Below are 20,080 nucleotides of genomic sequence, written 5' to 3' on the forward strand. Positions count from 1 at the left end.
GCGCCTGTGGGCGCGCGCCGTGCATCAGGCGAATTCCACTTCGACGTGGCCGTGCACGCTGCGGAATGCGGCATCGGCTGCGTCGATCACCTGCTGCTCCTGCTCGGCACTCAGCGGCACCGCGTCCAGCGCGGCGGTGAACTCACGCCAGTGGCGCGCCGCGCCATCCGGATGCGCGGCCAGGTGGCGGGCGCCGAAGTCACGGTCCAGCCCGAGCTTGGCGGCCATCTTGTACAGGATGGTGCCGCCGAGGTTGGAGCCTTCGGCTACGTACAGCCAGCCAAGGGCGGCCGGCAGCGCCAGGTCCGCGGGCAGCGCGTCGATGTCCGATCCTGGCAGGGTCTGCTCCAGGTCCTGCAGGTCGCGCGCGACCTGGGTCAGGCGGCGGCGCTCACCGAGATCGGGCAGCAGTGCGTCGAGCGCAGGGTTGGCATACAGCGCATCAATGCTGCGGTGGAAGCGATACTGCACGCGCAGGAAACGGGCGAAATTGCTGCGGTCGGCGAAGATGTCGCCGGCCATGATGCGCTTGTCCAGGGCACCGTGGCTGTCGCGGGTGGCGGCCTTGAGCCGCAGGCTGCGGCTGTCTTCGGGAGCGATGTGTGCGTTCATGGGGGGAATGCCAAGGGGGTCGTCGTGCTGTAGACGTTCGCCGCGGGGCTTTCCCCAAGGCCGTGTGCACCGATAATGGACCATCCCTTCTTCCAGCAGGAACCGATGATGATCACCACCGAACCGCGCATGACCAACCTGTTCCTGCAGCTGGGCCTGGACGCCAGCGCCGAGGCCATCGCCCGTTTCATCCGCGAGCACCAGCTGCCCACCGACGTTGAAGTGGTCGAGGCGCCCTACTGGAACGATGCCCAGCGCCAGTTTCTGTCCGAATCGCTGCAGGCCGATGCGGCATGGAGCACGGTGGTGGATGAGCTGAACGAGTCGCTGCACGAAGATGCGGTGAAGGCTTCGACCGGGCTGTAAACAGACGCCGGGCATGGCCCGGCGCTGGCGATCGCACGGCGGAAGCGGTGCGGACCAAGGTCCGCACCCACCGAGGGCGGCCGGAGCCCGATGGGGTCAGAGCCCTCTCCTCAGGAAAGGGATCCAACCCCACCGCCCATCCGCGACCGATCAATACTTCCAGGTCAACGCCAGCCGCGCGGTGCGGCCCGGTGCCGGCATCACGCCCAGCGCCAGCGGGTCCAGGTAGTAGCGGTCGGTCAGGTTGTCCACGCCCGCTTCCACCGACAACTGGTCGTTGAAGCTCCAGCTGGCAAACAGGTCCACCAGCGTGGTTGGCCGGTACAGCTGCTGGATCGCCGACAGGCCCACGTTCCAGTCCTTGTCCAGCTTGCTGATCGGGCCGGCGTTGTGGACCACGCGGGTGCCGAAGGTCAGGCGCTCGTCGAACAGGCGCGAGCCCAGGGTCAGGTTGACCATGTAGCGCGGCGGATTCTGTGTATTGGTGTACGAACCCTCGAAGCCGCCGTCCACGCAGTTGGGCGTGCTGGCCAGTTCATCGTTCTTGCGCTGTGCACCATAGGCGCGGCGCTCTGCGGCGATGTCCGGCGCGCAGGTCTTGGCCTTGAAGTAGTAGTGCGCGGAAAGATCGGCAAACACCTTGCCGCTGTCATAGCTGGACTGGAACTCCATGCCCGAGACCTTGAACTGGTCGACGTTGCGGATCAGGCCCGCCGACAGCGTGCGATAGTCACGGGTGATCAGGTCGTCGATGCGGGTATCGAAGTACGCCAGCTTCAGCGCCAGGCGGTCGCCGGCGGTGAACAGGTCGTAGCGGATGGTGCTGGCACCGATTTCCCAGCTGCGCGCACGCTCCGGCTTCAGCTCGCCCACCGGCTTGGCGGCGGTGAACAGGCCCAGCGTGGTCTCGAACAGGCTCGGCAGCTTGGTGCCTTCGGCGTACTTTACGTAGACCATGGTGTCTTCGCTGAAGCGATAGGCCACGCTGGCGGTCGGCGAGAACGCGGTGTCACGACGGCGGATCGGCTGCGACCAGGTCCAGCTGACCGGCACTTCCAGGTCCTGCGCCTTGCCGGCGTCGTAGAAGTTCCAGCCACCGATGTCGCCCACCGTGCCCTTCTTGTACGGTGAGGCCAGCAGCGACTCCTGGGTGAAGTTGCCGTTGGCATCCGGATACCAGTTCAGCAGCGCGATGCGCTTGGCCCGCCACGACGGCAGCGCCGGGTTGCCATTGAGCAGTTCGGTATAGCGGTACTGGCCCTGCACCTCATAGGCATCGGGCGTGGCCAGGCGGTTGCGGTCATGCACATCCACGCGGTTCCAGCGTCCGCCGGCCAGCAGTTCCCAATGCTCATCGGGCTGCCACTTCAGCGAGGCCACGGCACTGTATTCCTTGCGCTCGGCGTTGCGCAGGAAGCGGTTGTTGACCAGATCGTCGTGCATGACCGGTCCCGAACTGCCCGGCGCGATGTCTTCGTCGCTGTAGGACAGGCCGTAGTCCAGCGTGAACGCGCCAGCACGTGTGTCGAACTTGGAAGTGTTGCTGGCATCCAGTCCGAAGCGCTTCTGTCGCAGCGGATTGCGGTAGGCATCCTTGTAGCCGGGGTCGCCGCTGAAGCTTGGCGCGTCATACCACTCGGTGCGGCGGTCGAAGTACCACGGGGTGATGCCGGTCAAGCTGTTGTACATCACGCTGTCGGTATCGGTGTATGTAGCGTTGACACGCAGGTCGACCAGATCGCTGTCCGGATTGAAGCGGTAGCGCAGGGTGTAGCTGTCCATGTCGACATGGCCCGGGTCCCACTGCGGAATGCGATCGCGGTCGACGCGGATGATCTGCGAGGCCATGATCTCGCCGGCGGTGCCTTCGTAGCGGCGGTAGCCCGCTTCCAGCGTCTGCGCATCATCGATGCGCCAGGTGCCCTTGAGCAGCGCCGACTTCGAGCGCGCCGAGGTATTGAAGACCTCGGTACGCGGCGGGTTCAGCGGCGCCAGCGTACGCCGGGTCTGCGGGAAGTCGTCGTAACCGTGCTTGCCGGAGAAATAGTTGCCGTTGTCGCGGTAAGCATAGGCGGCGACCAGATCGAAGCGGTCCCAGTGACCGGCTGCGGCCACGTTGAAGAACTGGCTGCCGGTGGCGCTGCGGTCGGAACGCGGCGCGGCGCTGTAGGACGGCAGGTTGTTGGCACTGGCGTTGGCCAGGCCGCCACGCACGCGCACGCCGAAGTCGCGGCCTTCGCGCAGCACGTCACCGATCTTCAGCGTCTCCATCTCGACCACGCCGCCGATGCCACCGGAGGCGTTGGCCTGCAGGCTCGGGCCCTTGGTGATGGTCAGGGTGGAGATCAGGTCCGGGTCGAGGTAGGTGCGCTGTGATTGGCCGGCATAGCCGCGGTAGGTATCCATGCTGGACTGGCCGCCATCGATGATCACCGGCACGCGGCCCTGGCCCTGGATGCCGCGGATGTTGACGTCGAAGCCGTTGCCCACGCGCGGATCGCCAGCGGTGACGCCGGCCACGCCCTTGATGATGTCGCCATTGGAGGTGCCGCGGAAGCGCTCCAGGTGCGTGCGGTTGAGCGTAGTGGTGGAACCGACGCTGCGATAGCTGTCGAGCAGGCCCGCCTCATCGCTGGTCGCGCCACTGTCGACGCGATCGCCGGCCACGCTGAGCGTGTCGGTGACGATCACACCGCTGTCGGCCTGCACCGGCGTCGCCGCTTCCAGAGTGACTGCATCTGCGCTGACCCGGTGCACCGCCAGGCCACTGCCCTGCAACAGCTGCTGCAGCGCCTCGTTGGCCGGCAGGCTGCCATTGACCGCACGCGAGGTTACGCCCTGGGCCAGGGTGGCCGGATACACGACCTGCACGCCGGACTGGCGCATATAGCTGCGCAGCGCTTCATCCAGCGGCTGCGCTGGAATGTCGAAGCGCTGCACGGCAGCGTGGTTGCCGGTGGCGCCCTGTGCCAGCACGGACGGTGCGGCGCTGGCCAGGCCGGCGGCCAGCAGGGCGATGCACAGGCGGGACGGGCGCAGCGCGCGGCCCGGGCGGTGGGAGTCGAACATGGGGAACCTGTCAGGTAATCGGTGCCGCAGGCGCGGCGTCATCCGCAACACAGGCGGACACGGCGACGTACGTGGCGGCGGCGGGTACGTTCGCGGGGTAAGACGGTTGGGCGCGCGGCAACCCCAAGAGCGATTTGCGGTCGCGGCAGGTGCCGACCGGCCGGTGGTCGTGGTGGGTGCCGACCGTTGGTCGGCACACTGGGACCTTCATCCACGCAGGGCGTGGATCTACTGGTGAATGATGGCGACGCCGAGCGGCAGGCGGGTGACCTGCAGACCGGCTGTTGCCGCCAGTGCATCCAGCGCCTGCTCCGGGCGATCGATGCGCAATGCGGCACTCACCGCGGGTAGTCGCGACAGATCGCCGCGCACGAAGGTCGGGCCGGCGCGGTAACGCCCCACCCATTGCACGGCGTCGGCGACGCTGGCCTGCTCCAGCAGCAGCTCGCCCTGTCGCCACGCGCCGACACTGTCGGCGGCCACGTCCTGCAGGCGCGTCACGCCACTGTGCTCGCCATAGACCGCACGCTGGCCCACCTGCAGATAGGTCCAGCCACCGTCGGCCGGGCTGGCCACGCGCACCCTGCCCTGCCCGACCTGGGTTTCAACCTGGTCATCGCCGCGCGCGACGGTGAACGCGGTCGAGATGTCCTCGATCACGCCGTTGCCCGCACGCACGCTGAAACGTCGCTGCGCATCCGGGCTGACCTCGAACCAGGCACGCCCACGCAGCAGCTCGATCTCGCGTGCATGTGCATTGAAGCGCACGGCAATCGCGCTGTCCGCATCCAGCACTGCGCGGCTGCCATCGGGCAATTGCACGTTCTGCACGACGTGCGTGCTGCGATGGTCGGCCTGCAGCCGCAACCAGGCCTCCGGCCATGCCACCAGCATCGCCAGCGCGGCTGCAGCGGCCATTGCCCAGCGCATTCGATGCAGCCGCGGGCGTTCGGCGGGCCGGACCTGCAGGCGTGGCCCGACACTGCGCCACAGCGCGCGCTCGTGTTCGAAGGCGCGTCGGTGCCCCGGTTGTGCCAGCCAGCGCTCGAACTCGTGCATGCGCCCCTCGCCGATGTCACCCGAGGCCAGCCACGCGATCCAGCCCCGGGCCTGTTCGGCCAGGGCATCGTCATTGGCGGCGGGCAGCGTGTTCGGCGGGCTCATCGGCTGGCGGACAGGCGCATTCAAGCGCGGGCGGAGGAACTAGACCGCATCCACGGTCCAGTGATCAAGACGTTTCAGCGAGGGCCAGCCCCAAGCCGGGGCGATCATCGGCCGCTGCGTGCCCAGGCCAGGCGCTGCAGGGCGGTGCGCACATGGTTCTCGACGGTCGTCACCGACACCCCGAGACGGCGAGCGATCTCGGCCTGGGTCAGGCCCTGCAGGCGGTTGAGCCGGAAGATGGTGCGGGTCGGCTCCGGCAGGTGCCCCGCCGCGTCGAGCACACGCTGCAGCTCGTCATGGGCCATGGCCTGCTCCTCGGTCGAGATGACCTCGTCCGGCCCCCACAGGTAGTGGTCGGCCAGCAGGCGGTTGCGTCGGGTCGATTCGCGGCCGTGGTCGGTGGCCAGGTTGGCGGCCAGCCGGTACAGATAGGCCCGCGGGTTGTCGATGGCCTGGCTGTCGTCGACCCCACGGGCCTTGAACCACACCGCCTGGATCACATCCTCGGCACCATTGTCTCCGCCGAGGATGCGCTGCACCCGGCGCAGCAGTGCCGGCCGCTCACGGATCAGCAGTTCGGTAAGGGAGGCGGCATTGGAGGACATGCGCGGAACCGGGACGACAGACGGAAGGCGCCGCGCATGCTACTCCGTTAATGAGAATCAGTCACGTTCGCATCAGTGGATGCAGCCGGTCAGCCCGTCATAGACGCTCTCCGACGTGCCGGGCAACGGATCATGCAGCGGATTACGGGCCGCCAGCGCCGCATGGAAGTCCTCAACCGGGGTGCCAGGCACCAGCGGCAGCCGGCATAGCCAGGTCGGTTGCCGGGCCACGATCACACCGTCGTTCCGCGACACGGCCAGGTCACTGGCGGCAAATGCCCAGAGGCACTCACGCACCGTGCCGCGCACCGCATCCACTGAACACCGCAGGCGCAGCGCCTGGATGTCGCTGTACTCGCCCTCGCAGAAGGTGTCGCCGCAGATCCTGTCGAAGCCATGCTGCAACCGGCCTTCCAGGGCAAAGAAGCGGTCCCAGTTGGCTTCCTGGTGCGGATAGTCGATCAGGTCCACGTAGGGAAAGGCCTGGGCGGCGGGCGCGATCAGCAGCGCGCAGAACAGGCCGAGTGACAGGGTGGATGGCTTCATGCGGGAACTCCTCGGGTAGGTGCATCCAGCCTGCGCGCGCACGCCGCCCGGCCCCATCGGTCAACCCCGGCCCGCCGGGTCGGTGCCTTCCGCGCCCTGCCGTCAGCCCCCTCCCCTGCACAGCGCCCGGCAAAGGCATAAAATGGGGGGCTATCCGTCTATATCCCCCACCTGGAGCACACCATGGGTCTGGAACTCGTCTCGCCCGGCAAGAACCCGCCGGAAGAAATCAACGTCATCATCGAGATCCCGAAGGACTCGGAGCCGGTGAAGTACGAAGTGGACAAGGAAACCGGCGCGATCTTCGTCGACCGCATCCTGTCCACCCCGATGCGCTACCCCTGCAACTACGGCTACGTGCCGAGCACCCTGTGCGGCGACGGCGATCCGGCCGACGTGCTGGTGGTGCTGCCGCTGCCGCTGGTGCCGGGCTCGGTCGTGCGCTGCCGTCCGGTCGGCGTGCTGAAGATGAGCGATGAGGCGGGCAGCGACGAGAAGATCCTGGCCGTGCCGGTGTCGAAGATCTTCAGTGGCTACGCCCACGTCGAAGACATCGCCCAGGTGTCCAGCCACTGGCTGGAGCGCATCGGCCACTTCTTCGAGCACTACAAGGATCTGGAAAAGGGCAAGTGGGTCAAGCTCGACGGTTGGGGCGGCGCCGCTGAGGCCAAGCAGATCCTGATCGAGGCGCACCAGCGCCATCTCGACAGCAAGGCCTGAGCCTGAACCGGATCGCTCCGGCGGCACCCCGCCGGAGCGATGCGGGTCACGTTTCATGACGACGGCACATCACTCCTGCCGCCGTATTAGGTAAATTGCGTCACTTCACACGTCGTCGACATCCATCGTCGAGACAGCCAGGGGAATGTGTCGTGCGTATTCTGCTTGTTGGGGATGCAGCCAGCCTGCCGGCTGAGCTGACCGAATTCATTGCCGATCTTGGGGAAGACTGGCAGCCGCTGACCGCCACCGATGGCCAGACCGCGATGACCGCGGTGGCCACGCAGGGTGTGGATGCGGTGATCGTCTGCCCGCAGCTGCCGGATCTCAATGCCACCACGCTGCTGGGCCAGATCCGGACCTTGCGCCCTGAAACCATCCGCATTGCGCTGGTGGACGCCCAGCACGGCAACCGGCCGCCGCCGGCACGCCTGATCGGCGTGGCCCACCGCTTCCTGCCGTTGCCGCTGGCACCGGAAGTGTTGCTGGAAGCGCTGACCAGCCTGGAAGAGCTGCGCGAAGTGCTGGACAGCCCTCGCCTGCGCGACGCCATCGGCCGTATCGAGAAGCTGCCGTCGCCGCCGCACCTGTACCTGAGCCTGACCCAGGCACTGGAACATGACGACGACGCCGACAGCGCCGACGTCGCCAAGCTGGTGGCCGCTGATCCGGCGATCGCGGCCAAGGTGCTGCAGCTGTCGAACTCGGCGTTCTTCAGCCAGGGCCGCACCATCGCCGACCTGCGCACCGCCGTGACCCGCCTCGGCCTGTCGACGCTGCGCGATCTGGTACTGGCCAGCGAGGTGTTCTCGGCACCAACACTGTCCACGGCCGAGCGCAATTCACTACAGCAACGCGCCCTGCTTGCCTCGCGCCTGGCGGCACGCCTGCTGCCCGAATCCAGCGCCGAACTGGGCGCGACCGCCGCGCTGCTTGCCGACATCGGCCTGCTGCTGCCCGGCGTGCGCAACGAGCGCAGCGAACCGTCGCTGGCCGGTGACACCCGCCCGGGCCACGCCGAAGCCGGTGCCTATCTGCTCGGCCTGTGGGGCCTGCCGATGCCGATCATCGAAGCGGTCGCGTTCCATCTGCAGCCGCAGCGTGCCAATACGCGCAGCTTCTGGGTGACCGGCGCGGTGCACGTGGCACTGGCACTGGTCAATGGCGATCCGGTGGACGAGGACTACCTGCAACGCGCGGGTGTACTCAACAGGCTGCCGCAGTGGCGGGAGCATGCCAATGCGTTGATGGGACTGGTACCCAGCGAGACCTGAGCGGTCAACGCAGGAAGAACCTCAAAGGCGCGCCCAAGGGCGCGCCTTTTTTGCATCAGCGCGCGCCGCAGGCATCCTGCACGCAGTGGCGATACTGCAGATCGCACAGGACCTTCGACTTGCCTGCAGCCAGGCATTCCTGACGCAGCTCCTGGCAGTACAGCCCGCCCCCACAGACGCCACCGGTCTGGGCGAACACCGCACCCACCAATGTTGCATAGATCAGTGCAGCAGCAGACAGTTTGTGCAACAGCGTGCTCTTCATCGCTCTCTCCATGTGCAAGTGTCCGCAAGTGGACCCAGCAACCGTGTTGATTACGACACGACGGGAACGTGACTTCCCTCACCTTCCAAGATATTTCGGAACTCCCCTACAAAGAAAGAGGGCGGACCTTGCGGTCCGCCCTCCTGGTACTGCTATCGCACTTCGAACTATCAGAAGCGCTGGGTGTACTTCATGTACAGGAAGCGACCGACGTCGAAGCCACCGTAGTAGGCGAAGCTCGAGTTCGGCGCCGAGTACTGCAGCGCACCGCGGTGATCGAACACGTTGTTCGCACCCAGGGCGATGGTGGCATCCCACGGAGCCTTCCAGCTGACCTGCACGTCGTGGAAGGTGTTGGAGCCGGTGTGGCGCAGCGGATCCGGCTCACCATTGGCGTAGTGGTTCGGAGCGTCGCACCATGCGTCGTCGATGCAGCTTTCCTTCATGCCCGAGTAGTAGCGGGCAGTCCAGTTGACGCCGAAGTCACCCAGCTCCCAGTTGACACCCAGGTTCGAACGGACGCGGAACAGGCCCGGCTCACCAACGCGACCGATGGTGATGTTCTCACCCTTCTTGTTCTGGCCGGCTTCGTCGTACTTGGCCAGGTAGCTGGTCTGCCAGTCGATGCTGAACTTGCCGATCGACAGTTCCGGCAGGCGGTACTTGACACCCAGATCGTAGCCTTCGGTCTCCATCGAGCCGAGGTTGGCCAGGCCGTAGGTCAGCGCCTCGATATGGCCATCAGCGGCACGGGTGACGCCTTCGCAGCGAGCTGCGTTGCCCAGCACGTAGCAGTCACGCAGGATGCGATCAACGCTGTCAGCGATGATCATGTTCTTCAGCTCGTAGCGGTACCAGTCGAGCGAGATGTCCAGGCCCTGCACCCAACGCGGGCTCCAGACCAGGCCAACCGTCTTGCTCTTGGAGGTTTCCGGCTTCAGAGCCGAATTCGAACCGCTGACGAACTGGTCCGGGGTCGCGCACGGGAAGGTGCTGCAAGGCGCGAAGCCTTGGCCGACCTGCACGTAGTTGGCCGGCACGCCAGCCCCGGCGCAGGCAGCATTGCCAGCGACGTTGCCCGGCGAGGTCGAACCGCACGGATCGGTATAACGCTCGAAGCTCGAGTTGGTGCCGCCGTACAGATCGTCAACGGTCGGTGCGCGGAAGCCTTCTGCGTAGGTACCGCGGACCAGCAGTTCGTCGATCGGGCGCCACACCAGGCCGAACTTCGAGTTAATCGTGTCACCGAAGTTGCTGTAGTCAGAGTAGCGGCTGGCGACGTTGAAGGTCAGTTCCTTGGCAAACGGCAGGTCCGACAGGATCGGCACGTTCAGTTCCAGGTAGAACTCATCCAGCGAGTAGTTGCCCGAGGTGGTGGTCGACGCCAGGCCGGTCGACTGGCCCGACTGACGGAAGGCGTCCGGCACGAAGCGGCCTTCTTCCTTGCGGTGCTCGTAGCCCATGGCCACACCCAGGTCACCGGCCGGCAGCTCGAACAGCGAACCGGACAGGTTGGCGGTGTAGCTGGTGGTCTTGGTCACACCAGTGTCGGTGTAGGTCGGGAACAGGAAGTTCTGCAGATCACGGTCGGCAAGCGAGCCCTGGCCGTTGACGCCGTAAGGCAGCAGCGGGTTCCACGGGCGGCACTGGCTCAGCGGGATCGGATTGGCGGCGGTCCCGCACTGAGCAACGCCCTGGCCGTTGATGAACGACTTGCCAAGTGCCTGCTCGGAAGCGATCAGGCTCATGTCGCCGTAGCCGGTCTTGGTCAGCTCGTTGCGGTTCCACAGCGCGCCAACGTCCCAGTCCCAGGTCTTGCCGGCAAACTCGAAGAAGCCACTCAGGCTCGGCGCGAAGCGCAGGGTCTTGAGGTCGCTCTTGGTGGTACGCGGCACTTCCCACAGGCGGCGACGGAACTCGACGTCCTGGCCGATCGGGTTGAACGCGCTGTCCTTCGACAGCGGGGTACCGAACGACAGCGACTGGTACGGGTAACCCGCGATCTGCTGGTCGGTGGTGCGCTGGTTGTACAGCACGTCAGCATTGAAGGTGATCGAGTCAGCCAGATCGTAGCTGCCGTTGACGTACACGGACTTACGCTCGATGCCGGTCTGCACCATCATCTGCTGGTTGGCGTTGGAGTACTCGGCCGGAGTCAGCAGGTGGTAGTCGGCCGCATTCTTCGGGTCACCGCCCGGATTCAGGGTCTTCCACTCCGGCTGCGGCTGGCCTGCAGCGCGCGGCTTGCAGTCGCCCCACACGCGCGGGTCGCACCAGGTGCTGTTCTGGCTCAGCGGGCTCCAGTCGGCAGAGGTCGAATTCGGGCCCAGGCCGCCGTCGCGGCTGAACCAACGATCCTTCGCCCACACCGGATCCTGCTTGGAGTACTCGGCCGACAGGGTCACGCCGCCACGCTCGCCTTCAGAGCCGAGGGTGAACGAGTAAGTGTTGGTGTCGCCGTCGCCGCGGCCGTACTGGCCAACGTAGACGCTGGCTTCAGCACCGTCGAAGCGCTTGCGGGTGATCACATTGACTACGCCAGCGATGGCGTCCGAACCGTAGATGGCGGAGGCGCCATCCTTCAGCACTTCGATGCGCTCGACGGCGGCCATCGGAATCTGGCTCAGATCCTGGTAGCCAGCAGTGGTCGCGCCCAGGCGCTTGCCGTTCATCAGCACCAGGGTGCGCTGCGCGCCAAGGTTGCGCAGGTCGACGTAGTAGCCGCCAACGTTTTCGCCGGAGGACAGCGAGTCCGCGCGGGAAATGGCCGGCGAACCTGCCGAGGTCAGGTTCTGCAGGACATCGGCGACGGTGGTGTAGCCCTGCTTTTCCAGGTTCTCACGGCTCAGCGTGAGGACCGGCTGCTGGGTCTCCATCGAGGCGCCGCGGATGCGCGAGCCCGTGATTTCGATGCGATCCAGGGTGGTCGCATCCTTTGCTTCCTGCGCAGAAGCAAAGGCGGGCGTCAGCGCCAACGCAATGCCAGCCGGCAGAAGGCCCAGCCGCACTGCGGGATTACGAACGTTCATCTATCTCTCCAAGGTACGTGTTAGCAGCGTGTTAAAACACCCCAGCACGTTACGATTGCGTTGCAGCGCTGTATTTGCGCGAGCCAACCGGAGACTTTGCAGATTGTGGCGGCAGCAAGCCGCCGTTTTCCCTGAAGCGCGATGCGGACTGGCCGTAGCGGGCGCGGAACGCACGCGCGAAGCTGCAGCAGTTGTCGAAGCCACTGGCCGCAGCGACCTCGCCAACCATCATGTCGGTGTCACGCAGCAGGTCGGCCGCCCGTTCCAGGCGCAAACGTGCTGAAAGCGACTGCGGGCTTTCCTCGTACAGGCTCTGGAAGGTCTTGGAGAGATACCAGCTGGAGAAGTTGGTCAGCTCGGCCAGTTCACCGATGCGCACCACGCGGTGGCTGTTGCCTTCCAGGTACAGGCGGGCGCGCTGCATGCGGCCGAATACCTGGCGCTTGCGGCTGCGCGAGCGACCCGGGCAACGCTGCACGTTGTCGGCCAGCCCACGCTGCAGGCCCGCCAGATGCAGCAGCAGCGGGCGCAGTGCCTGTGCCGGCTGGCCACTGGCCAGCGCATCGCGCCACAGGCGCAGCGCAACGCGGGCATCGCCACGGCTCATGCGGCCACGCCCGGCGTACAGGCCGCAGTCGGCCATCTCGGCCAGCACGCGCAGCGCTTCGACAGTCAGGTTCAGGCCAACGCACAAGCCGTTGCGGCCTGCCTGCACCAGCGGCCGCGACTCTTTCTCGAAGGCGATCCACTCGCCCTGGCGCAAGCGGAAGCGTCCTTCCTTGGCTTCCACCCAGGAGCTGCCGCGCACCTGCATCCACACAGTGAAGCTGCTGCCTGCGGTCTGCAGGCTGCCGAGCCGGGCCACGCCCAGGCAGGTCGGCGCAGCATCGTCGAGCGACCGGTCCAGAGAGACGGTTTGGCCGCGATCGGCCAGCGAGAGTTGACGCATGGGGGGCACCACGGTTTGCCTAGTACAGGCCTCCGTTTTGCCAAATCAGGCGGCACCACGTCAGGAAAGTCAGACGAGATCGCCACGAATTCGCGGCGAGGTCGCCACGAAGAAATTACGAAGGCCCATTTCCGTTGAACAACAACAACTTGGAGAACGCCGGAAGCAGCGTCGGCGAGCGCTCGGGCAAGCGCATCACGCCGATGTCGGCACCGTCGCTGACCGCCATTGCCACGAACAGCGAGTGCCCATCGGCGGCGGCACTCAGCCCGTTGCCGGCACTGAGGCGTTCCGCATCCAGGCAGCGTTCCGGTTCCTCGCGCCCGGCCTGGATCAGCACCAGTGTCGTGCCACAACGGGTGGACGTACCGAGGTAGCCGATCGCGTTGCTGCCGGCCACGGTCCAGGCCCGGTACCGCCACCGGCTGGGCCGGTCATCGCTGATCTGCTGCACACTTGCCGGTGCCAACGCCGCATCCACCGACCACAGGCCTCCTGCGGCCAGGCGGGTGAACAGCACACGCCCGCTGCTGCGATCGAACCGCGCCTGCGAAACACCGTCGATGCTGGCCAGGCGGCGCCAGGGCTGCACGCTTCGATCAAACAGGCTCAGCCGGGTCTGTTGCTGGTCATCGCGCTCGACCACCAGCAGCTGGTCCGGGCTTGCCCCGTACAGTGCCTGCAGCGGCTGCTCCGACGGGACAGGCAACGGCTGGACGCGTTCGTCACGTGGGGCGATCTCATAGACCACCGTGCGTCCGTGCTCGTCGCGCCCCACCACCAGCAACCGCCGGCTGTCGGCCGACCAGTCCGGTGCCTGACGTGCCTCGGGCCGCAAGCCTTCGATCGGCCGCAGCGAATCGGGGCGCTCCATGTCCGCCCACCACAGCGCGAAGCTGCCTGAACGATCGGACGTGAACACCAGTTGGCGTCCATCCGGCGCCGCCATCGGCTGCCCATCCCGGCCACTGGACGCAAACAAGCGCTGCGGCGGCGAGCCGCCCTCCATCGGCACCTTGAAGATGCCGAACTGCGCGCGCCGGTGGACGAAGGCCAGCATGCCCGCGCGGCGTGCAGTGGCCGGCCACTGTGCGTCGTCGAGCCCGGCATCGCGCAGCGTGCGACTCTCGACGTCCAGGTAGTACAGGCGCACTTCACTGTCGACACGGCGTCCAAACACGATCGTCCGGCCATCACGCAACCAGGCCCAGCCACGCAGTTCAGCGGCCTCGCTGGTCAGCTGCTCGGGCGTGCCCCCCGCTGCCGGCATGCGCCACAGGTCGCCCAGCTGCGGATTGCGCACGAACACCAGCCACTTGCCATCAGGCGAGTAGCGCGGCGCATAGTCGAAGTCATCCTCGGCAACACCGTAGTCCAGCGCCTCCCATTGGCCACTGGCCAGATCGAGCTTGCGGATGCCCCGATGGGCATAGCGCCCCACCATGCTGCCGAACACCAGGCCACGGCCGTCCGGCGTCCAGTCGAAACTGAGCAGCTCGGTGCCATCGCACCGCGTGGCCTGGCGCAGGGCACCACCGGTCGCGCTGGCGATCAGCACCTGGCAGCCGCCGTTGTTGCTGAACCGCGCGAAGGCAATCTCGCGTCCATCCGGCGACCAGCTCGGGAAGCGGTCAACCGAGCCGGCCGGCGGAGCCAGCAGCTGCCGCGCTGGCGCGTTGCCGGAGGTCTGCACCTTGATCGCCCCACCCCCTTGCCCGTCTTCGTTGGCGCCTTCATAGGCCACCAACGAACCATCGGGTGAAAGCGTGGGATAGGTTTCAAAACCGCTGGTTGCGGTGATCAACCGATAGGGGCGCTGCGGGCTGCCGATCACGCGCGTGCCGTTCTCCACGGCCGCATCCACCGCTGAACTGCTGGCCGGTGCCCGCCGCAGCAGCAGCGCGGCCAGCACCACCACCGTGGCCAGCATCAGCACGCCCAGCACCAGCAGCACGCGCCGGCGGACGTGGCGCCAGCGGCGGCGCGATGCCTGCACGTGTGCCGGCCTCTCCTCGGCGATGACCATCACCGGTTGCAGGTCCACGATTTCGTCATCGGCTCCTGCGGACGGCGCCGGCTCGACATCGTCCAGTACCTGCACCGGCACCAGCAGGCGATAGCCGGTCTTGGCGATGGTCTCGATATAGGCCTGGCCGTTGTCGTCGTCGTTGCTGAACGCCTTGCGCAGCTGGGTGACGGCCTGGGTAAGCACATCATTGGTCGGCAGCGTGTCCGGCCAGACTTCCGCGAACAGTTCATCGCGGGTGACAACACGCCCTGGCTGGCGCAGCAGTACACGCAGCACGCCCAGCGCCTTCGGCGTCAGCCGACGCGGGCGACGCGCACCGACGACCTCGACTTCTCGCGAGGACAGAGTGACAGTGCACTCTCCGATCCGGATCCGATCGAATCCGGGGGGCTGGTTTTCACTGCTGTTCATTTTCCGCTACACAGTAGAGACAGGTCCGGGGCAGCGTTTGCCTTCGATACCCTCCCGTCCTGGGAACAGCAAAAAGCCAGACTCCGCACAAAGCATCGGCGCATACCGCAAAAACAATGAAGCGGGCGAATACTAGCCTATGCGGGTTACCTCGCCTATCGCGTGGTCGACATCCAGGCTCTCTCTCGCCGACGCATTCACATAATTTGCTGCACCATTCGCGCCCTGCGGGGCGCGAAATTTTTATCTGGCGTTCATTTTCACATGCGCCGCAGCATGGTCAATCCGACCAGTCGCGAAACCACCAAAGCCACGTACATCACGCCTGAAAACTGCTCCAGCATGACCAACGCACGCGCCTGCGGATGCAGTGGCACGACGTCGCTCAAGCCGACACCCGAGAGCAAACTGAAGCTCAGATAAAGCAGTTCCATCCAGGTGCGCTGCGCACCACCACCGGTGCCCTGGAAACTGCCCGGATACCACTGCTGGCACACGGCGAAAGCAAACGCGAAGGCCCAGGCCAGCAAGGTGAATGTCGCACCTGCCGCGAACAGTTCATCGCGGGTGACTTTATGGTCCTGGAGCATGTAGGCGATGAGTGCACCGGCCGTATAGAAGTACAGCAGGCTTTCCAGCAGCTGCGCGGTGGTCAGCAGCGCACTGCGATCCAGCAATGCACCGGCCAGCGAGAACACCACCGAAGGAATGGCCAGCAGCAGCGCCAGCCAGGTGCCCAGCGGGCTGCGCTGGACCACCCACAGCGCCAGGCCGAGTACCGCCATGCCGAACATGCCCAGCGCCGCACGGCCACCGGCGGTGTCATCAAGCGCGGGATACAGCAGCACGGCGATCAACTGGGCCCCCAGCAGCCAGGCCGAAGGATGGCGGCGGGCAATGGCCAGCCAGCGGGTGGTGATGGCAACGGGCATGGCGTCCTTTCCCCAGGGTGATGAGCCGAGGATAGCCGGGAGCGGCGTGATGAGCGGTAGTGCCGGCCGCTGGCCGGCACCCCCGCTTCCGCATCACCCCTGGCGGTAGACCTCGGCACCGGCCGCGCGGAACTCCGCCGACTTCTCCTTCATGCCGGCCTCGGCGTAATCGCGCACGTCCTGGGTGATCTTCATCGAACAGAAGTGCGGACCGCACATCGAGCAGAAGTGCGCCAGCTTGTGCGCATCCTTCGGCAGCGTCTCGTCATGGAATTCCTTGGCCTTCTCTGGATCCAGGCCAAGATGGAACTGGTCCTCCCAGCGGAACTCGAAGCGCGCCTTGCTCAGCGCGTTGTCGCGCACCTGCGCGCCCGGATGGCCCTTGGCCAGGTCGGCCGCGTGCGCGGCGATGCGATAGGCCATGATGCCGTCACGCACGTCCTGGCGGTTGGGCAGGCCGAGGTGTTCCTTCGGCGTCACGTAGCAGAGCATGGCGGTACCAAACCAGCCGATCATTGCTGCACCGATCGCGCTGGTGATGTGGTCGTAGCCCGGCGCGATGTCGGTGGTCAACGGGCCCAGCGTATAGAACGGCGCTTCGCCGCACTCGCGCAGCTGCTTGTCCATGTTCTCCTTGATCAGCTGCATCGGCACATGGCCGGGGCCCTCGATCATGGTCTGCACATCGTGCTTCCAGGCAATCTTCGTCAGCTCGCCCAGCGTTTCCAGCTCACCGAACTGCGCGGCGTCGTTGGCATCGGCGATGCAGCCCGGGCGCAGCCCGTCACCCAGCGAGAAGGTCACGTCATAGGCCTTCATGATCTCGCAGATGTCTTCGAAATGCGTGTAGAGGAAATTCTCCTTGTGGTGTGCCAGGCACCACTTGGCCATGATCGAGCCACCACGGCTGACGATGCCGGTCACGCGCTTGGCGGTGAGTGGCACGTAGCGCAGCAGCACGCCGGCGTGGATGGTGAAGTAGTCCACACCCTGCTCGGCCTGCTCGATCAGCGTGTCGCGGAAGATTTCCCAGGTAAGTGCTTCGGCGCGGCCGTCGACCTTCTCCAGCGCCTGGTAGATCGGCACGGTACCGATCGCCACCGGCGAGTTGCGGATGATCCACTCACGGGTTTCGTGGATGTGCTTGCCGGTGGACAGGTCCATCACCGTGTCGCCGCCCCAGCGGATCGCCCACACCAGCTTCTCCACTTCCTCGGCAATGCCCGAGGACACCGCGCTGTTGCCGATGTTGGCGTTGATCTTGGTCAGGAAGTTGCGGCCGATGATCATCGGCTCGCTTTCCGGGTGGTTGATGTTGTTGGGCAGCACCGCGCGGCCGCGTGCGATCTCATCGCGCACGAACTCCGGTGTGATGATCTTCTGGATCGAGGCACCAAATGCCTCGCCCGGGTGCTGCTGCAGCAGGCCGGCATCGCGGATCGCGTCCAGGCGCTGGTTTTCGCGGATGGCGACGAACTCCATCTCCGGCGTGATGATGCCACGGCGCGCGTAGTGCATCTGGGTGACGTTGGCACCTGCACGCGCACGGCGTGGCAGGCTGCGCGCGGGAAAGCGCACCGCATCGAGCTTCGGGTCCTGCTCGCGATCGCGGCCGAACGAAGAACTCAGTCCTTCGAGCTGCTCGGTATCACCGCGCTCTTCCACCCAGCCGCGGCGCAGTTCCGGCAAACCGGCCGACAGATCGATGCGCACCTCCGGATCGGTGTACGGGCCCGATGTGTCGTAGACCGTGACCGGTGCGTTCTCTTCGCCGCCGAACAGCGTCGGCGTGCGGGTCAACGCGATCTCGCGCATCGGTACCTGCAGATCCGGACGTGAGCCGGGCACGTGGATCTTGCGCGAGCCGGGGATGGGCCGGGTCACGGATTCGGAGAGTTGCTGGGCCTGTTGCTGCAGGGCAGAGAGCTGTGCGTTCATCGGGCATCGTCCAGGAAGGTCAGGGACGAAGCGGCGGCGCACTGCTGCCGCTCCCGGACGGTCCTAGGGCGGAGTCCGGGCATGGCTGCACTGCAAAGCTTCCCTACGCCGGTATGAGCCGGATCAGGTTCCAAGGGACTGTCTCAACCGTGGCCACATGGCCGCGGTACCCCCGCTTCTTGGTGCGCATTAGACCATAGAACGCACCGCAGCTCCTGGCTGTTCCATCCACGCACGGCGTGGATCTGCTGTTTCTGTATTAACAGAACCGTGACATCGCATTCAGTAACGTGCACGCGCATCGTGCCGCTGCGGCCGGTGTTTCCTCGCCGCCTTCGCGGCCCCTGCCCGGCCTGTGCTGCATGTCGCCGGCCCCTCGCAGCAAGCTCTGCTCGCTCCCCTCAATCCCTTGATCGGAGAAGCCCCTTCATGGTGTTTCGCGTTTCCATTGCACTGGTTCTGCTGCTGGTGCTGCTCGCCGGTGTTGCACCCGGCCCCTTCAATACCGTGGTGCAGAGCATCCTCGGCGAACTCATCCGCGGCATCGGCTGGCTCTACCTGCTGGTCGTGTTCCTGGCCCTGGTATTCCTGATGTACCTGGCCTTCGGCCGCTTCGGCAACCTGCGCATCGGTGGCGAAGACGCCGAACCGGAATTCTCGCGGGCCAGCTGGATGTCGATGCTGTTCGCCGCCGGCATGGGCATCGGCCTGGTGTTCTGGGGCGCCGCCGAGCCCATTTCGCATTTCAGCAAACCACCGGAAGGGCTGGCACCTGAAAGCATGGACGCTGCGCGTGCTGCCATGCGCTACGTGTTCTTCCATTGGGGCCTGCACCCGTGGGCCATCTATGCGTTGATCGGCCTGGCAATGGCCTGGTTCCAGTTCAACCGCAACGGCCGTGGCCAGATCAGCGATATGTTGCAACCGATCATCGGCCGTCACCATCGTGGCTGGATCGGGCATGTGGTCAACATCTCCGCAGTCGTCGCCACTGCGATTGGCGTGGCTACAGCTCTCGGCTTCGGCACGGTGCAGATCGCAGCCGGCGTGGAACGCGTGTTCGGCGTGCAGGCGGGCGTGCCGCTGCAGCTGACCATCATTGCGGTGGCCTTCGTTCTGTACATGGCGTCCACGCTCAGCGGCGTCGGCCGCGGCATGAAATGGCTGTCCAACTTCAACCTTGCACTGGCGGCGCTGCTGCTGGCGCTGGTGCTGGTACTCGGCCCGACTGGCGCGATCTTCAACACGTTCACCACCACGCTGGGCTCCTATCTCAACCAGCTGGTGACGATGAGCCTGCGCATGTCACCGTTCTCGTCCAGCACCTGGGTCGCGGACTGGACGATCTTCTACTGGGCCTGGTGGATTTCCTGGGCACCGTTCGTCGGTTCGTTCATCGCGCGCATCTCGCGCGGGCGCAGTGTTCGGGAGTTCGTGATCGGCGTGGTGCTGGCACCGACGCTGCTGGGCTTCTTCTGGTTCTCGGTGTTCGGTGGCACCGCGATCTGGATGCAGATCTTCGGCCAGGCCGACCTGCTGCAGGCGCTGGGCAACGGCTATGAAACGGTGCTGTTCACCATGTTCGACAGCATGCCGCTGCCGTTGCTGCTGTCGTGCATTGCGCTGGTGCTACTGATGATCTTCTTCGTGACCTCGGCTGATTCTGCGGTACTGGTACTGGCCAGCATGTCCACGGACGACGCTGGTGAGCCATTGCGCAAGCACAAAGTGGCGTGGGGTGTCGGCATTGCGCTCGTGGCGGGTTCCTTGCTGTTGGCAGGCGGACTGGAGGCGCTGCAGGGCATGATCACCATCGCAGCGCTGCCGTTCGCGCTGCTGATGCTTCTTGTGATGGTGTCGCTGTACCGGGTGCTGGACCAGGAGTACACGCGGGAGCGGCGGCAGGCGCAGCGCCAGCGGCACATGATCGATGCGTGGATCGCACGCGAGATGGCGGCGCAGGAGGAGACCCAGGCGGAGGCAGCGCGCGCGCACGATCAGGATTGAGGGTTGTTTTGCAGCCTGCGGCTGCACCGCTTTTCTCAGGCAACGGCAACAGCAACTTCAAAAGCGGCTCTGGATTTCTGCTGGTCTGGCGGGGAGTTGGCCGATGGCGGGACACGCCGCAAGTACGTCCCTGTAGGCTCGGCCACGGCATCCATGCCGTGGAC

General features: G+C 65.8%; 15 protein-coding genes and 1 riboswitch. Of the genes, 4 read left to right on the forward strand and 11 right to left on the reverse strand.

Translation table 11 applies throughout. From position 1 onward, the window contains the following. Positions 1–24: 24 nt before the first annotated feature. Entirely contained in the window at positions 25–612 is a 588-nt protein-coding gene (locus tag AC13FN_RS15350; RefSeq protein WP_010483994.1) for a biliverdin-producing heme oxygenase, read from the reverse strand. 108 nt (positions 613–720) lie between these two features. Here AC13FN_RS15350 and AC13FN_RS15355 point away from each other — a divergent pair, with 108 nt between their 5' ends. Next, complete coding sequence (locus AC13FN_RS15355; protein WP_049481910.1) at positions 721–978, forward strand: DUF2789 domain-containing protein; 258 nt, start codon at positions 721–723, stop codon at positions 976–978. A gap of 150 nt (positions 979–1,128) precedes the next feature. Here AC13FN_RS15355 and AC13FN_RS15360 read toward each other — a convergent pair whose 3' ends face one another. The 4 genes from AC13FN_RS15360 to AC13FN_RS15375 form a co-directional block, all read right to left on the reverse strand. Beyond that, the gene (locus tag AC13FN_RS15360; RefSeq protein ID WP_482984731.1) at positions 1,129–4,047 is read right to left on the reverse strand and encodes a TonB-dependent receptor; all 2,919 of its coding nucleotides are present in this window, start codon (positions 4,045–4,047) and stop codon (positions 1,129–1,131) included. Positions 4,048–4,275: 228 nt separating this feature from the next. Further along, a complete protein-coding gene (locus tag AC13FN_RS15365; protein ID WP_482984732.1) occupies positions 4,276–5,211 on the reverse strand; it encodes a FecR family protein in 936 nt (311 codons plus the stop codon). Positions 5,212–5,315: 104 nt separating this feature from the next. Beyond that, on the reverse strand, positions 5,316–5,816 hold the full coding sequence (locus AC13FN_RS15370) for an RNA polymerase sigma factor (RefSeq protein ID WP_482984733.1): 501 nt from the start codon (positions 5,814–5,816) through the stop codon (positions 5,316–5,318). A gap of 72 nt (positions 5,817–5,888) precedes the next feature. Continuing rightward, positions 5,889–6,362 carry a hypothetical protein gene (locus AC13FN_RS15375; RefSeq protein WP_053443480.1) on the reverse strand — a complete coding sequence of 158 codons (474 nt, stop codon included), beginning with the start codon at positions 6,360–6,362 and terminating at the stop codon, positions 5,889–5,891. A gap of 183 nt (positions 6,363–6,545) precedes the next feature. On the opposite strand from AC13FN_RS15375, the gene ppa reads away from it, so the two are divergent. Continuing rightward, entirely contained in the window at positions 6,546–7,082 is a 537-nt protein-coding gene (gene ppa, locus AC13FN_RS15380; protein ID WP_005410935.1) for an inorganic diphosphatase, read from the forward strand. A 152-nt stretch (positions 7,083–7,234) separates the two neighbouring features. After that, positions 7,235–8,356, forward strand: coding sequence for an HDOD domain-containing protein (locus tag AC13FN_RS15385; protein ID WP_019338800.1), 1,122 nt, complete (start codon positions 7,235–7,237; stop codon positions 8,354–8,356). 55 nt (positions 8,357–8,411) lie between these two features. Here the strand turns inward: AC13FN_RS15385 and AC13FN_RS15390 are convergent, their stop codons facing one another. From AC13FN_RS15390 to thiC, 6 genes are all read right to left on the reverse strand, one after another. Then, positions 8,412–8,621, reverse strand: coding sequence for a hypothetical protein (locus tag AC13FN_RS15390; protein ID WP_019338801.1), 210 nt, complete (start codon positions 8,619–8,621; stop codon positions 8,412–8,414). Positions 8,622–8,791: 170 nt separating this feature from the next. Then, positions 8,792–11,650, reverse strand: a complete 2,859-nt coding sequence (locus tag AC13FN_RS15395; protein ID WP_401741776.1) for a TonB-dependent receptor — start codon at positions 11,648–11,650, stop codon at positions 8,792–8,794. 49 nt (positions 11,651–11,699) lie between these two features. Next, the gene (locus tag AC13FN_RS15400; RefSeq protein WP_010483985.1) at positions 11,700–12,599 is read right to left on the reverse strand and encodes a helix-turn-helix transcriptional regulator; all 900 of its coding nucleotides are present in this window, start codon (positions 12,597–12,599) and stop codon (positions 11,700–11,702) included. Positions 12,600–12,714: 115 nt separating this feature from the next. After that, complete coding sequence (locus AC13FN_RS15405) at positions 12,715–15,039, reverse strand: winged helix-turn-helix domain-containing protein (RefSeq protein WP_482984734.1); 2,325 nt, start codon at positions 15,037–15,039, stop codon at positions 12,715–12,717. Between the two features lie 260 nt (positions 15,040–15,299). Further along, positions 15,300–15,971: an ion channel gene (locus AC13FN_RS15410; RefSeq protein WP_032128402.1), complete on the reverse strand. Its 672-nt coding sequence runs from the start codon at positions 15,969–15,971 to the stop codon at positions 15,300–15,302. A 93-nt stretch (positions 15,972–16,064) separates the two neighbouring features. After that, entirely contained in the window at positions 16,065–17,909 is a 1,845-nt protein-coding gene (gene thiC, locus AC13FN_RS15415) for a phosphomethylpyrimidine synthase ThiC (protein WP_010483982.1), read from the reverse strand. 82 nt (positions 17,910–17,991) lie between these two features. Further along, positions 17,992–18,093, reverse strand: a riboswitch (TPP riboswitch). Between the two features lie 245 nt (positions 18,094–18,338). Here thiC and AC13FN_RS15420 point away from each other — a divergent pair. Next, entirely contained in the window at positions 18,339–19,916 is a 1,578-nt protein-coding gene (locus tag AC13FN_RS15420) for a BCCT family transporter (protein ID WP_043400215.1), read from the forward strand. Positions 19,917–20,080: the final 164 nt, after the last annotated feature.

It is taken from the genome of Stenotrophomonas sp. 115C5, assembly GCF_056861055.1.